Genomic DNA, 15,775 nt, shown 5'->3' with positions numbered 1-15,775 from the left:
TGCCATTTCCAAATCTTTTATTTGAAAGGAAGTATGTTTAATGAAGATCGATGGTGTTTTTGAAGGAGGCGGTGTACGCGGTATTGCACATGTTGGAGCAATTTGCGCATTAGCCGAAAAAGGTTATGAATGGGAACGTGTAGCTGGAACATCAGCTGGTGCAATTATCGCGGCACTTGTAGCGGCAGGATATTCTTGTTCAGAGCTAAAAACGATTATAACTGATATCGATTATAACAAATTTACGAAGAAAACCTTTATTGACAAAATCCCCTTTATCGGAAAAGGACTAAGTGCATGGACTACTCTAGGTATATACTCTAATGTATTTATAGAAGAATGGATTGAAGAATTACTTCGAAAAAAAGGTGTTCATTTATTTACTGATTTACCGGATCTAAACAAACTCAAAATCATCGCTTCTGATATTAGTAATGGTAAAATGGTTGTCTTTCCTGACGACTTACCAAACTACGGATTTTTAAATTATCGCTTCTCTATCGCTAAAGCGGTAAGAATGAGTAGTACAATCCCCTTCTTCTTTGAACCCGTAAAATGGAGAACTCCAAAATGGAAGCAGCCTTGTTATATGGTTGATGGAGGAATTCTAAGTAATTATCCAATTTGGATCTTCGATTCACCTACCACTCCTCGCTGGCCGACTTTCGGATTTCATTTTGTAAAAGATGAGATTCAAGCTGATCCTGCTCACTATAACGAGCCTATTTCCATGTTCAAAGGACTATTTAAAACAATGATGCAAGCTCATGATTTACGTCATTTAGATAAGGAATCAAAAGCAAGAACGATTACAATTCCAACAGGAACGATTACAAGTACTAATTTTGAACTGACAAAGGAAGAAAAAGAATGGCTTTACAATTCTGGTTATAACTCTGCTAATAAATTTTTACAAGCTTGGAACTTTAGGCAATATATCGATGAATATAGAAAAGGAAATCAAGACCGAAAGACAAATCGATTTTTTCGTCAACTTGACTCATAATATTATTACTTTGCGTATAAATACGAGAACGTTTAACAACTTAATAATAAATAAGTCTAGTAATTTCTTATATTACTAGACTTATTTATTATTATATAATCTCGTACATTGTTTAAGGATACGTTAACCCTTCGGCTTCCTCTGCAGTAATAACTATGTAACGATTTCCCGTTCTTAATCCTAACAGTTCTGCTTTTTCAATCGCTTCTTGCTTCGTCTCCGCATAAGCAGCTAAATATTTTTCTCCATTGATCATTTGGCAAATTACATATTGTTTCATTACTTTCTCCTCTTACTTTTTCATTAGTTGTGCAAGTTTTTTTATACCTATTTCAATTTCTTCTAACGTTGCGTATGAATACGATAGGCGCAAAAATTGATTTGCACTTCTATCATATAAAGTACCTGGGTTTAATAAAACCTTTTCTTGCAGAGCATTATCAAATAAACTGCGATATGAAATGGTTACTTTTATATGTACCCATATATAAAATCCCCCTGTTGGTTCATGCCAAGTTGCTATTTCACGAAGATATTTATCTAACATTAGTAACATAAAATCTCTTCGTTTTTTCAATTCACTTCTTACAAAGCGCAAATGCTCATCATATAGACCATTTGTAAACCACTCTGCTGCAATTTGCTGGGATATAGTGCTTGAACCATAATCTGTTTGCATTTTTATGTCTGACAATCTTTGAATTACTGGCTCAGGTCCAACAATCCATCCAATTCTTAACCCTGGACTAATTACTTTGGACATGCTTGCAATATGTAGTACGATTCCATTTTTATCATAGGCTTTTAAAGGTTTCGAACAAGGTGCATCAAACCATAAGTCTTGATACACTGCGTCCTCTATAATAGGTAATCCAATTTCATTACATATTTCCATCACTTCTATTCGTCTCTTCGCATTCATACTAAAGTTCGTTGGATTATGAAAAGACGGGATTGTATATAAAATAGATGCATTAAATTGCTTCTTATATTTTGTAATATATGATGTATTTAAACCGTTCTCATCCATTGGTATTCCAATGAAACGCATTCCTGCGGATTGAAAAACATTAAGCGAATATAAATAGGATGGTTTTTCTAATAAGATGGATGCCCCTTTTGGAAGAAGCCCCATAGAGATAAGTTGTAGCGCTTGAATTGCTCCTGAAACAATTAATATAGAGTCAGGAGATACACATATACCATGCCCCTTTAAGTATTCGGAAATCTTTTCCCTTAAATAAAAATTTCCTTTCGGCTCTTCATACCCAAGCGTCACATTTGACTTTAAAAGCTTATTCATAATTTCTTTCATCTTTTTCTCAGGTAAGAGACTCGGCGCGAGCTCACCTGTTCCTAATCGAATTACATGTGGATAAAATTCAGCTTGATTAATCTCCTGAATAGCTGGGAGATTCGGATAATGAAGTCCTGTTTCTACATAAGACTGCCAATTAGGCGGGGGTGCGTAAGTTGAAGCATTCTCATTATTATTTACAACAATTGTTCCTTTCCTGCCATTCCCTTCTATGTATCCCTTTGCAACTAGTTCATCGAAAGCCATTACAATTGTGCTTCGATTCACACCAAATGTATGTGCCAAATCTCTTTGTGAAGGTAATTTCGTTCCAACGGTCCATTCTCCATTAACGATCCTTTCTTTTATATACGTTTCTATTTGTTTATACAGAGGAGTCGCTAGAGACATATTCGGTTTCCAAACGAATCTTTCCATTATATCACCTTATATTCTTTTTGGTTGGTAACCTCCCCAACCATATGGATGGATACAAATTTTCATTTCTTCTATACAATATACACTATCATAATAAATTAAAATAGGAGGTAATATGATGAGTGAAGCAATTATTCATGGTATCATTCTTGCATTTGGACTTATCATTCCATTAGGTGTACAAAATGTTTTTGTCTTTAACCAAGGTGCGAGCCAACCAAACATTTGGAGGGCAGCCCCTGTAGTATTAACTGCCTCTATATGTGATACGTTACTCATATTGATTGCAGTGCAAGGTGTCTCCCTTGTACTCCTTACTTTTTCTTGGCTAACTAACTCGTTATATATAATTGGATTTTTCTTTCTCCTATACATGGGCTTTGTTATTTGGAGAAGTAACCCTTCCAACGATGTAAAACAAGAAAAAAGTATGCCCTTAAAAAAGCAAATCCTTTTCGCAGCATCCGTTTCGTTATTAAATCCACATGCTATTTTAGACACAATCGGTGTAATTGGAACAAATTCTATTCAATACATAGGAAGTGAAAAATGGGCTTTCACACTTGCAACTATTATCGTTTCTTGGATTTGGTTTATAAGCTTAGCGTTAGCGGGGAAATTTCTAAAAAGACTAGACTCAACCGGAAAGACAATTTTATTATTAAATAAATTTTCTGGTCTCATCATATGGGGTGTCGCGCTTTATATGTTAAAACAAGTTATTTATTCTTAATGAACGAAAGAGAATTGCATGTTACTCAAAACATCATGCAATTCTCTTACAAATTATGAAGTAGGCTCTGGTTTCTGTTTTAACGTCTTTGCATCCTTTGCTGGTTTAATCCAAATGATTGCTATGACAGCACCAATGGCAGCGAAAATACTTGTCAAATAAAACACTTCATGGTCCGCCCCTTTCATGAAAAAAGAATATAAAGGTGGTCCAGCTGCTACACCGATAAATCGCATTGAACTGTAAAATGACGTAACTGTTCCCCTTTGCTCCTTTTCAATTCCTTGTGTAATGAGGGCATCTAAACATGGGAGTGCCATACCAATCCCTATCCCCATAATAACGAGACAAAGAAGTAGTAAATAAATCCCTTTTATAAATAAAGGAATGATGACTGATGCAGCTGCCATTAAAAAACCAATATAGATACACTTCTTCATAACATTTTGATTATCTCCAATTTTTTTACCGGCCATATATGAACTAAGTGACAGTACAAGTAACGGGATAGCAAGCACACACCCTTTCCATATACCATGAATGTCATACTTTGATTCCAGTATAGTCGACAAATAAAAGAGAATTCCGAATAAAATAAGCATAATAATTGCACCTAATGCAAAAATGGCAATTAACCATCTTCCTTTTTCTCGAAACGTAGACAGAATAGATTTTATAAACTCTTTAAGTGGTGGTACTTCTCCTTCTTGTTTCTTTGCCTTTACTAAAACAAGTAATAAAACAATTGATACTACGCATAAAATTGGAATCGCCCAAAATGGTAAGAACCATACAACGGCAGCAAGAGCAGACCCTAAAATAGGGCTCAGCACTTTCCCAAATGTATTGGATGTTTCTATGATTCCTAAACCTGTACTAACTTGTTTTTCGTCTTTGTATAAATCACCAACACACGGTATAACAACTGGCATTGCACCAGCAGCACCAATACCTTGAATCGCTCTACCAATCAATATCCAATTGTAGGGATTATCAACTTTCCAAGATACCCAACCAGTTATCGCTCCTCCTATAGCTGCAATCAGCAAACTCGGAACCATTACCATCTTTCGTCCCCATCTATCTGATAAATAACCAGCAATCGGTATAAGTAGAATGGCTACGATAGAGTAAATTGTAATAATCATGGATACTTGAAACGATGAAATATGTAATTTCTTTTCAATAGTCGGCAGAATTGGGATGAGCATTGAATTCCCTAATGTCATAACAAGTGGAACTGATGCAAGCGCAATTAAACAACAGTTTTCTTTTTTTAACATGTTGGCTTCGAAACCTTTCATCATATATTTCTTACCATATAATAGCCCCGCTGGAACGTAACTTTTCATTCCACCAGGGCTATTACATCTTTACTACTTCCCATTCACAACAAAAGAAATTGGGGAAATTATAGTATTATTCCTATTCTTTGAATCCAGTTCACAATATATCCATACCAATTAATTGAAAAAAAAAGAAAGGAAGAATCCTTCCTTTCTCCTATAACCTTCTACAATTAGCGAGTATATCCGCCACCAAGTTGTTGTTCTGCCATCGCTACAAGGCGTTTTGTAATTTCACCGCCTACAGAACCGTTTGCACGTGAAGAAGTATCAGCGCCAAGTTGTACACCAAACTCTTGTGCAATTTCATATTTCATTTGATCTAAAGCTGCTTGTGCTCCATGTGATGCTAATTGATTAGAATTACGATTTCTAGCCATTACCAATCACCTCCTTATTTATATATAAATTGTGTTAAATTCAAATTAAAATACATGGAAATTTTTGGTTATTTTTTACCATAAAAAAAGAGCCTCTAAAACGAGACTCTCACATCATTTCACATTACGAAGTTACTACTTCTAATTTTCTATTTATTAATACTTTCATTTCTTCTTTTAATATCTCTTTTGCATTATGTCCAAACCATTCTAAGGAAGCAAAAAGATCCGTACCTCTCACTTCCTGAATAATCTCATCATAATTTACAATACCTTCAAATAACGGAACCATACCAATACGACTTCCTGCTGCAGCATATACATTGTTAGGTTCAAACACATGCAAATAATCCGCTGAAGATATATTCTTAAAATGGTAATGTAGTGTCCACGGCTTTAATCGATGGAAACTGTCTATTGGATCTGCGCCAGACTCCCATATATGAAGAAAATCAAGATTTATTTTTAAATTCGGATGATTTACTTCTTCTAATAGTTCTATAGTAGAAGGCAATGTGTCCGTTAGTGTATTGGGATGTGTTTCTAACAGCACATACATATTGTGCTGAGCAAACACATCACAAATCTTACGTATTCGCTTCACATACTCTTTTCTCTCTTGTTCCGAGAAGTCCTTGCTCCCTTTTTGCCCAGCAAACGTGCGAATTTTATTCGTATTAAACCAATTAGCTAGTACTACAAGTTGTTCACTTTTCTCTATCGTTTTTTCAAAATCTACTGATAATGATATATCTAAGTAATCACTTATCATCGTAATTTCTAAGTTTTTATCCTTTAGAAAAGTCAATTCTCGTTCTGTCGTTTCGCGTTCTTGTATATATAAATTTTGTGCATGTGTCCCCCACAATTCAATTCCTTCAAAACCGTTTTCATATGCAAATTGAACAATATCAGTAAATGAAATTAATTGATGACGAAATGAAATGGTACATAGCGAATATTTCATAGCATTAAACTCCCCTATCTTAAATTCAGTTAGCTTATTAAAGAGTTGCGACAGATTGATTTGTTTTCATACCTTTCCATGATAGAAACTGTCTCTCTAATTCCTTCTTAATCTGCAGTTCAATTGCATTCATTTCATCCAGTTTTTCAATAATCGATACTAGCATACCTTTATTATTCGTCATTGCCATTTTAATTGCACGATACTGTACATTTGTAAATCCTTGTACAATATCCTCTACCCGATCACACCAATAATCAAATTCTTGCTCCGAATATTGCAACGTTTCACGGAAGTATGCAAAGGCATGCTCATAACTATATTTACGAATTGCAAGTACTGGTATTTGTTTTACTGCTGCTACAAGTCCAGAAAGCGCATATCCTTCTTCCTCATTTGCCATTTTTACAATTAATTTTTTCAGTTCCATAGTCAGTTCATTGTCGTTCTTTTTGAATGTTTCTGTGAAATAACTAGCTACTGTTTCTTGCGTTGGCTCCCCAATTCCTTCTATATCAATGAAATACCCTCCACCAAATGGGTTATCTTGAATAGAGTGAAGTACTTTTTCTCTTTCCATATTTCCTTCCCAACGAAAATCAGGATCTAGCATGAACCACTCTTCTTCTTTCTCTGTTTTTGATATCATTAAATAATGTGGAAACGGTTTTTGATGAAATTTATTTTCCCTCTCTGGTAATAGAGACATATCAACCATTACAATGACATAACGATTTTCCGGCTTGTTTTCTACTAATTCTAAAAACGTTTCTACATTGCTATCTTTATCTTTTGCATGATCATACCATTCGTTTACTTTAATACCGTACAATTTTTCAAACCAAAGTAAATAATGATCATGGTTAATGTTTTCAGAGTGATATGAAATAATTCCGCCTTCTGTTATATCAAAATCTCCATCCCATAGTCCAAAATAAAATGGACGAAAATCAATGTCGCTACGCCTTTTTATAATTTCACAAAAACAACTCACTAAACAGTGCACTTTAATTGAAGTCATACTCTCATCCACTTTCCTAAAGGTTAGTTATTCACATTTACTTCCTGTAACGGCTCTAACTCCTCCATAAAATCAAGCAAAGATCCTACAGTAAGAAATGCCTTTGGATCTACCTCATCCTCTGGAACGCATAGCTTTACATCCATTTCTATGTATACAATAAGCTGTAACATCATTACCGAATCTATATATAAATCTTGATTTAAGCGCATCGTTTCTTCTAAATGCGTTACATTTTTCAGTTCCATTTTTTCTATCATAATTTTTAACACGGCATTCTTTAACGCTTCCCGTCTCATGTTGTAACCTCTCCCATCTCTAGTAACTTTCTACTTACTTTTCCAGTTTTATTTTTAGGAATTTCATTTACACTTTCAATTTCATACGGAACTTTATAAGAAGGTAAGTGCTGAATACACCATTCTCTTATTTTCACTGGATCAACATGAGAGATCACTTTCGCTTTAACTATTTCGCCCATCACAGGATGTTTCCCTCGATATACAATTGCCTCTTGCACACCTTCCAATCGAAGCATCGTTTCTTCTACCTCTATAGGAAAGACTTTTAATCCTGAAACATTAATTACATCGTCCATACGCCCCATAAAATGAATGCCACGCTCAGATTTATAACCTAAATCTTTCGTGAAAATTTCCTTATCATTCATTTTCACGACAATTTCTTCCGGTGCATTTTCATCTGAACCTATGCTAATACTTGCATGAGGTAGAGGGTTTCCTAAATCTAAATGGCTTTTCATATCATGACATATACTAATACAACCTGCTTCAGAACAACCGTATTGCTGCATCATATATGTTGTCATTTCTTTTAGTTTATAAAATAGTGCTTCTGGCAAAGGCGATCCTGATGTCATAATTTTATGAAACTGGAACGTTCCTAATGGAAAACTCCCCATAATGTGTAACATAAGTGGTACTGCATATATGATATGTTTTTCTGTATTGCGAACTATATTTAATGCGAATTTAGGATTTTTGTTCGTAATGATTACAGGCTTGCTCCCCCTCGTAATTGCTGATAACGTACCACATATTAGTCCGTATGAATGTGAAACAGGAGCCATAACGATTGACACTTCATCTACTTCACAGTTTAAAGCTTCATTATAGGCAGTAATTTCTGTATCAACTTCCGTCCATGCTCTACGAATCAGTTTCGGTTCTCCCGTAGTTCCCGAACTATATTGCAATAAAGAAGGCTCTTCTAGTAAAAAGTTCCCTACTTCTAATTTTGTAAAATCGCCATATTCTCCATATAAAACTCCTACACAATTTGCACGCTTTGCCATTTCAATAACCGTTTCTTTTGGCGTATCTTCATGTATAAGTAATACTGATGATTTCTTTTCTTTTAAGAAAAACACAAGCGTAATAATATCGAATGGATCTTTCAGACAAAGTGCAAATCTATTTCCTTCTGCTTCTTGAAATTGTTCCAATTCCTCATAAACTTGTAATCTCAAATTAAAATCACTTTTGCTATACTCTTGTTTATTAACGATTAGCATAATTTCCCCCTGTAACAATTGATTTTTGTTTCATAAGTTTTCTTACTCTATACAATGGATTTGGAACTTCATGAACAAGCGATTCCACATCCATATATAATCGACGTTTCGTTAATTGTTCAGCATAGAATGTAGGTGCATATAATTGAATATTTTTAAATCTACCTTTCAAATGTGGATATATTCTTAAATGATCTTCAATTTCTTCAACAACCATCATCCAAAAATGTTCTTCTTTCAATCCATATTCATCCGCAAGTACGAATGCTAATTCTCCTAAATTAAACAGGAATAGTGCATCTAACACCATCTCTTGCAAACATTCAATGCCATCCATTTCAAAGAAATCATTCATTTTTCCATTCGCATATGTTTTATGCATTTTAGTAAAGTCGGGACATTTGTCAACTTCTTTCAAATATGGACGATAAAACTCAAGCCCTTCATGAAAATCCTTTAACGCAATACGAACAGGCACCCCTTCTTTATGGACTAGAATCATATTTTGTCCATGTGATTCCAGTGCGATGCCATGCTCTACAACAAGATGTATAACTGGTATTATCGCTTTTTGAATAAGTAATTGTAGCCAATCCTTCATTCCATATTTATTCAACCACACATCAATAATTGGTGTACCATCTTTCTCTTTAGCGTATAAACCATTAAAAGGAATTGCATCCTCTTGTGCATCTAAATACTTATGAACGCTTTCGCGCCAAATACATCCTAATGAACCATATATAGCTTTCTTATTCGTGTCATACGTTACACTTGAAAACTCACTTAACAAGATTAAACGTGCTTCATCCATTAAATAGGCGTCATTACTTACAACATCATTTAACCAATTTGATATTACTGGTGCACTCACAACAGAGTATGGTTTCAGCGTACGAAGTGTTGAAGTGTTGAGTAAATTCATCGATAATTTAACGTACGGTTTCTTTGGACTCGTAATATTTCTTAACGTTCTCATTGACTGTTGCGCGCAATAATCGTCCTCTGATGTTCCTAAATAAATAATAAATTTACCCTGTATATGATCCGCATAATTTGAAATGATGAAATTCTCCCACTGCCATGGGTGAACAGGTATAAACACGTACTGTTTTGGATTACATCCCTTATTACGAATTCGTTCCATAAACTCTTCTAATTTACGATCGCCAATCTCCTCTTTTAAAAGGTTGTTATACATCACTTCATTCTCATAACCTACAGTCGCATAATTCTTATGTGCTGCAATCCATATGAGTTTTATTGGCTGCATAAATTCATAACCATATTGAAAATTGTCACGATATTGAAATCCAACACGTGCTTTATAACTAGGATGGTATGGATGGCCATCTATTAATTGGCTTTCAAACTCATCGTAAGATTTTTGAGTATATTCTTTCTTATTATTTCTTTCATATTGTGCAATCGTGTCTTTAAATATTGTTTGTTCTAATTCGTGCATAAAAGAATCTAATTTAGCTTGTTCTACACTAGTAACCCGAAAAACTTCTTCTAGAAATTGCGAGACAGACTGTATTTCTTGCTGTTCATCTTGAACTCTTACTATTAATGAGTCTAACGAAATACGTCCAAATGTCATCCGTTCCCTGCCATAGCATTTGTACGTGACACTTTTGTCTTCTTCATCAAGTCCTTGTATTAGAAAAAGAAGTTGTTCTTCTTTTTCTATGCGAACCGGTGTAATAATCCCCTCATAAATTAACGATTCTACTAATTGACGTAGCACTCTTCTTCGTACTGAAATGTAATCTTCTGATTCGAGCGCCTTCAATACTTTCGTATGATACATGTCCACTCTCATAAAACCCTCCACCTTATGACAAAATACCATTATTTGTATTACGTGAAATTTTAACGTTATTTATGAACGAACAGCCACTTCTCTAACGAGTGGATTATGTACTTGCACATAAATAGCTTGCTCCAATGGATTACTTAACTCATCGACATCGAAAAATCTCGTTAGTAAATTTGCTTTACACGCTAACTTATCTTCGTCCAATAATTCTCTTAAAAATGTAGAAGGTTCCCGGTTATATGGAAGAAATGATTCAAGTACAGACCTTAATTCCGAGAGAAGAATTTCCTCCTTAATTAATCCTGCTGTGCCAAAACCATTAATGAGGCCAAACATATGATTGAAAATTAAGTAGTAACGAAATCTCTCATCCACAATATAGTCGTCATATAAATTTCCTGTACGTTCTCCAATACCAGCTAATTCATTATTAAGCATCTCTTTCATTGAGTTACAGAAATAAAATCCTTGATTATCACGGAAATAATATTTGATCGGATAACCATCTTTTAGCTGAACAACGCTATTTTGCTGATGAGCTTCTAATGCAACACCATACTGTAAATACATCCATACCATTGGCTTTAAAGAAATATTCATATATCGTCTAAACCACTCTAAGCTTACTTCTTCACAGCTTTTACTTTCTAAATCTGCTAGGCGATGAATAATATTCGATAACCGCGTACGCTCCCCAGGTATAGCGTCTTGAACTAGCCCAGCAATTAATGTTGCGTCGTTTGCATGTTCACTATAAAAAGGATTCTCACGAATAATCACTTCAAATCCAGATTCTTGTGTTCCATAATTTAATGTAATAAAGGCTGGATCACAAATAAAATCAAATCCTGGAAATCTTTCTCGTACTTCACCAATAGCCGTATTTAACATTTCCTTCCCTTCAAGACCACTCTCAAGTTCTTTCAGTTTATTAATACGCATTGAATTCGTTACTTTCACCGGAAATGAAAACTTAAGCATATACTTCGAATTGGGATGATATAGCGTCCTTAGTGATGATGTTGCCATATAATACTTACCTACAGGACCAATATACTCAAGCAATTCTTGAACTATCAAATCTTGTACGTAAGCTTGATGCAAGAGCCATTCTGCCTGAAGCGGATGAATTGGAATTAATGCATATTGATCTTCCTTACAGTACTTCGCTATAAATTCCTTACTAACCATCTCATCATTACTTAATTCTTCTTTTATAATCATTGTTGTAGAATCTGATAATAATGATTTTTCATTTACTATACTTTTATGTGCCCGAAAATAATGAAGCTGACATTCTCCTTTTAATTCTGGAGAATACATTGCACTTTTCCAATCCAATATCCCCTGTCTACTCTTTGGTGTAGGATGAGTTAAATGCCCAAATAATAAAGACTGCTCCGCTTCTATAAAAGTTGTATGAAAACCGTATAATGCGGATGTATCTTCTATTCTCTCTTTTGTAAATTCCTCAATATTTTGACAACTACGGATAACTCGAAGCATAAGTTCCGCAGGATTCGTTCCTTCTCCGTAGTTGATAGACATCTCTTTTATTAAAAATGTAATAACTGTAACATAATCTGCTGTAATAACAGAATGACTATCTCCAATTTGATAATAAAATTGTTCTCCAAACAAATGGCGATCTGTTGATGATTTATATATAACTTCTCCATACAAAGTAACGTTCTGTGCCGATAGCCGACAACATAAATATGTGGGGACTGTATCTCTATTCAACGTATTACTGAAGATACTCTTCATTCTTTCATCCTCTGTAATCCATTCTCCACTCCCTGTTTCTCTTAAATAACAGTTTAAAAAGCTTTGTAATGTTGCATGTTCTGCGATTTGTTTCGCATGCTGCATGTTGGTCCTCCTCTTTATATTAACGCTATGAGAATTTCATATTACAATTGATAATTGAACATCGTTATCAATTATGATTCTAATTGATAACGATATTCAATTCAAGAGTATATTTCAGAATTTTTTTATCAAATTAAATTTTTATTTTTTTCTTTCTTTTCTTTAATCTAGTTAAAAGTACACTAGAAAATTTCTTGCTTTCAAACTAATTACCTACTATTTTTTATTAATCCATTTTTTGATGGATTAATAAAAAGGTACACCAAATGAGGTATACCTTTCCCTATGATATATTTACATAATATTATTATATGTATAAATCTATATAGCTGTTTGTTTTTGTAACAAATTTAAATCTCTCCAACAATACGCTGTTTCTTCTACCCTTACTCTCTCTAAAAATTTCGTATCAATTTTTTCAGGGTTAAATTTTTCATAAAACTTTTTAGAAGGATTATTCGTAACAACCCAAACTAAAAGTGATTGCATATCATTCTTTACACATTCTGATAGTAACGCTTGAAATAACTTTTGTCCTATTTTCATTCCTTGATACTCTTGTAAAAGGTAGATTGCATATAATTCTCCATCACAATTATATGTATCAGTTCTTTCTATCCCCCCATCGATGAATCCAACTATTTCTCCATTTAAATTCTCTGCTACAAATCTAAATTGATGATTACCTTCTTTTTGAAAAATATCTTCCCATTGTTTTTCTCGTTTCTCATATGCTATATTATCTAGAATTTCGTCAGCAAATATCCCTTTATACGTTGCTTTCCAACTATCGACATGCACCTTTGCTATACCTTGTATATCATCCTTTATTGCTCTTCTAATATGTATTCCCATCATTTCTCCCCCTTTATTACTCATCATTATATCAATTTCATTCCTTAAAAATCCAAATAAAAAAGAGTGAATTCACTTCACTCTTTTTTATCACAATTATCTACTTTCCACTTCAACTGAAACTACTCGATCAATCTCTTTCAGGGAACTATATAATTCTGTTGTATATAAATCTTCTGGAGCTAAAATAACCATCTCTAGTTGCTGAAATGCTCCACTATCTATATCTTTAATTTTCACGCGTTTCACATGCATGCCTAAATTTTTAATTTGCTTAAATATACCATCTAACTCATGATGCTCTTTAACAGTAATTTTTATAGATAAATCCTTTTGTCTTAATGAATACGGTCCTGCAATTTTCACAAGTTGCGGAAGTACATTAATCGCTAAAATAATTAAAACCATAGCAACTGTCGCTTGTAAATAAAATCCCGCACCAATTGCGATTCCTAAAGCTGAAGCAGCCCACACCATAGAAGCTGTTGTTAATCCAGAAATAACGTCATTACTTCTTCGTAAAATGACACCTGCGCCAAGAAAACCAATTCCACTAACAATTTGAGCGGCCAGTCGCATCGGATCCATATTTGTATGTCCTGGAACAGAATATACATGCACAGATTCAATTGAAACCATCGTAATTAAACAACTTGCTACAGAAATAACCATACTTGTTTTCACACCAAGTGGTTTATTCTTTAGCTGCCTATCTATCCCGATGAATAATCCTAAAAAGAGTGCTAAACCTAATTTGAGTAAAAATTCATATGACATATTCCTATTCTCCTTACTTTACAATGTTTCCCTTAGAATAACTCACTATAACTCTTTTATGATATCAATTCCAGTCTTTTCTATTCATTTAACGTAAAAAACCGAAAAAACATTTATAACGATGTTTCTCCGGCTTTTTATTACACTTTAGATTCTTCTTTATTTCTGATCTTTAATCTTAATTTCTGCACCTTTGTAGAATGCTAATTTACTGTCATTATACTCTTTTGTAAATTTGTTAAACTGCTCTTTCGACTTTTGTGCTTCCACATTTAATTCATTAACAGTTTTAACTTTTTCACCGATTTCTTTTAATTTCGTTTCTTTTACTTTTAATTTTTCATACAGTTCTTTTTCAGTTGCTAACACTTTCGTGTAATTTTCATTCATCTTTTGGAATGCATCATAACGATTCTTATACGACTCTTCTACTGCTTTTGCTTGTTTTTGTAACTTCTTATCTTCAATCTTCTCTATATTACTTTGAACAGATTTCGTTTCCTTCTGTGCTTTTTCTAGCATTTCTTTCTCACTTTTCAATACTTTTTCACGATCATCTACATTTGCAGTAGCTTGCTCTATTTTCTTCACAACTGCTTCATTATGATCTTTACCTTCTTGCAAAATTTGAGCATATAATTCTTGCCCTTGTTTCTCTAACTGCTCTAATTTTTTTGCTTCATCCACTAAAGATTTTTCTTGTGTTGCTGCTGTTTCAAAAGCTGTATATAGATTTTCTTCTGGCTTTTCACCGAAACAACCTGTTAAAAGTCCTACTGATAATGCTCCAACTACTGCTACTTTTCCATACTTCAACGTTCATTCCTCCATTACATACGGTTATCATGCCAGAAGTTCACTGGGAAGTGACTCTCTTCATGATAAGCTTCAAACTCATAACCTTTTTCTTTTAGCCCCTTTAAAATTGCTGGCACAGCAGCAACTGATTGCGGGTGAATATCATGCATTAAAATTACTTCTTGTGGTTTTGTTGCGTTTGTTAATACGTTTTGAGCAATTTGTGCTGCAGCTGCATCAACTGGCATTTTATTGTATCTCCAATCTAATGAATCAATTGTCCAATCCCATACTTTAAATCCGCCTTCTACCACTTTATTTCGAAGACCTTCATTCAATCCAGGCATCGAACCATATGGAGGACGTGTTAATTTAGGTGATTTCCCAATAATATTAGCGATTAAACCTTGATCTTCTTTCATCTCATTTACATACTCGCCATTTTTATATAACTTTGCGAAATTATGTGTCATACTATGCATGCCTACATAATGACCCTCAGCATTTTCACGTTTCACTAAATCAGGAAATTCTTTTACATTCGCTCCAATTAAAAAGAACGTCGCCTTCGCATCATGTTGTTTTAGCGTATTTAATAATTCAGCCGTATATTTCCCTGGCCCATCGTCAAATGTAAGATAAGCAACTTTTCTTTCTTTTCCATTAAAACGACTTGGTGCCGTTTTATTCATTTCAACTTTCGGCTGTTCACTTGCAAGCTGCACTACATTTTCTTGTTTCGCAACAGCTTTTGCTGGTGAAGTAATTGATTGAAACATGTAATACCCAATAGCTACTGCGGCAATCGCTATTAAAACGACTACTATTTGTTTAATTTTTAAAGCTTTTTCCATTCTATCGAATTCCTCTCCCTATTAATCTTATATATAAATCGCCCAATATAATTATACATCTATTTATTTTTATTT

General features: G+C 34.0%; 16 protein-coding genes. 2 read left to right on the top strand and 14 right to left on the bottom strand.

Going from position 1 to position 15,775, the window contains the following annotated elements; all coding sequences use genetic code 11:
* Nucleotides 1-40 precede the first annotated feature (40 nt).
* On the top strand, nucleotides 41-1,006 hold the full coding sequence (locus DN399_RS09540) for a patatin-like phospholipase family protein (RefSeq protein ID WP_000686794.1): 966 nt from the start codon (nucleotides 41-43) through the stop codon (nucleotides 1,004-1,006).
* 112 nt (nucleotides 1,007-1,118) lie between these two features.
* Here the strand turns inward: DN399_RS09540 and DN399_RS09535 are convergent, their stop codons facing one another.
* Together DN399_RS09535 and DN399_RS09530 are read right to left on the bottom strand one after the other, a co-directional pair.
* Nucleotides 1,119-1,286 carry a DUF3933 family protein gene (locus DN399_RS09535; RefSeq protein WP_000816389.1) on the bottom strand — a complete coding sequence of 56 codons (168 nt, stop codon included), beginning with the start codon at nucleotides 1,284-1,286 and terminating at the stop codon, nucleotides 1,119-1,121.
* Between the two features lie 12 nt (nucleotides 1,287-1,298).
* Complete coding sequence (locus DN399_RS09530; protein ID WP_149149517.1) at nucleotides 1,299-2,741, bottom strand: aminotransferase-like domain-containing protein; 1,443 nt, start codon at nucleotides 2,739-2,741, stop codon at nucleotides 1,299-1,301.
* A gap of 118 nt (nucleotides 2,742-2,859) precedes the next feature.
* Between DN399_RS09530 and DN399_RS09525 the strand changes: the two genes are divergently transcribed.
* Nucleotides 2,860-3,474: a LysE/ArgO family amino acid transporter gene (locus DN399_RS09525; protein ID WP_001287303.1), complete on the top strand. Its 615-nt coding sequence runs from the start codon at nucleotides 2,860-2,862 to the stop codon at nucleotides 3,472-3,474.
* Between the two features lie 53 nt (nucleotides 3,475-3,527).
* On the opposite strand, the gene bcbE is transcribed toward DN399_RS09525, so the two are convergent.
* The 12 genes from bcbE to DN399_RS09465 form a co-directional block, all read right to left on the bottom strand.
* Nucleotides 3,528-4,757: a bacillibactin exporter BcbE gene (bcbE, locus tag DN399_RS09520; protein ID WP_033687723.1), complete on the bottom strand. Its 1,230-nt coding sequence runs from the start codon at nucleotides 4,755-4,757 to the stop codon at nucleotides 3,528-3,530.
* A gap of 236 nt (nucleotides 4,758-4,993) precedes the next feature.
* Entirely contained in the window at nucleotides 4,994-5,200 is a 207-nt protein-coding gene (locus tag DN399_RS09515) for an alpha/beta-type small acid-soluble spore protein (RefSeq protein WP_000113545.1), read from the bottom strand.
* Between the two features lie 124 nt (nucleotides 5,201-5,324).
* Nucleotides 5,325-6,167: a sugar phosphate isomerase/epimerase family protein gene (locus DN399_RS09510; protein WP_006917207.1), complete on the bottom strand. Its 843-nt coding sequence runs from the start codon at nucleotides 6,165-6,167 to the stop codon at nucleotides 5,325-5,327.
* 37 nt (nucleotides 6,168-6,204) lie between these two features.
* Nucleotides 6,205-7,188: a DUF6005 family protein gene (locus DN399_RS09505; protein ID WP_149149516.1), complete on the bottom strand. Its 984-nt coding sequence runs from the start codon at nucleotides 7,186-7,188 to the stop codon at nucleotides 6,205-6,207.
* A gap of 23 nt (nucleotides 7,189-7,211) precedes the next feature.
* A complete protein-coding gene (asbD, locus tag DN399_RS09500; RefSeq protein ID WP_001250560.1) occupies nucleotides 7,212-7,487 on the bottom strand; it encodes a petrobactin biosynthesis protein AsbD in 276 nt (91 codons plus the stop codon).
* Nucleotides 7,484-8,722: an AMP-binding protein gene (locus DN399_RS09495; protein WP_149149515.1), complete on the bottom strand. Its 1,239-nt coding sequence runs from the start codon at nucleotides 8,720-8,722 to the stop codon at nucleotides 7,484-7,486. The genes asbD and DN399_RS09495 overlap by 4 nt, the downstream gene beginning before the upstream one ends.
* The gene (locus DN399_RS09490; RefSeq protein WP_149149514.1) at nucleotides 8,709-10,547 is read right to left on the bottom strand and encodes an IucA/IucC family protein; all 1,839 of its coding nucleotides are present in this window, start codon (nucleotides 10,545-10,547) and stop codon (nucleotides 8,709-8,711) included. The genes DN399_RS09495 and DN399_RS09490 overlap by 14 nt, the downstream gene beginning before the upstream one ends.
* Before the next feature lie 60 nt (nucleotides 10,548-10,607).
* Nucleotides 10,608-12,416, bottom strand: coding sequence for an IucA/IucC family protein (locus DN399_RS09485; RefSeq protein WP_001163343.1), 1,809 nt, complete (start codon nucleotides 12,414-12,416; stop codon nucleotides 10,608-10,610).
* Between the two features lie 321 nt (nucleotides 12,417-12,737).
* On the bottom strand, nucleotides 12,738-13,274 hold the full coding sequence (locus tag DN399_RS09480; protein ID WP_012593210.1) for a GNAT family N-acetyltransferase: 537 nt from the start codon (nucleotides 13,272-13,274) through the stop codon (nucleotides 12,738-12,740).
* A 93-nt stretch (nucleotides 13,275-13,367) separates the two neighbouring features.
* Nucleotides 13,368-14,048, bottom strand: a complete 681-nt coding sequence (locus tag DN399_RS09475) for an MgtC/SapB family protein (protein WP_000119510.1) — start codon at nucleotides 14,046-14,048, stop codon at nucleotides 13,368-13,370.
* 159 nt (nucleotides 14,049-14,207) lie between these two features.
* A complete protein-coding gene (locus DN399_RS09470; protein ID WP_000873566.1) occupies nucleotides 14,208-14,864 on the bottom strand; it encodes a YkyA family protein in 657 nt (218 codons plus the stop codon).
* Between the two features lie 14 nt (nucleotides 14,865-14,878).
* A complete protein-coding gene (locus DN399_RS09465) occupies nucleotides 14,879-15,700 on the bottom strand; it encodes a peptidoglycan-N-acetylglucosamine deacetylase (RefSeq protein ID WP_000409484.1) in 822 nt (273 codons plus the stop codon).
* Nucleotides 15,701-15,775: the final 75 nt, after the last annotated feature.

The sequence above is a fragment of the Bacillus sp. AR4-2 genome, from assembly GCF_008274865.1.
Classification (GTDB): domain Bacteria; phylum Bacillota; class Bacilli; order Bacillales; family Bacillaceae_G; genus Bacillus_A; species Bacillus_A cereus.
The sequence above is the reverse complement of the archived record's forward strand: the minus strand, read 5'-3'. Positions and strand labels throughout refer to the sequence as shown.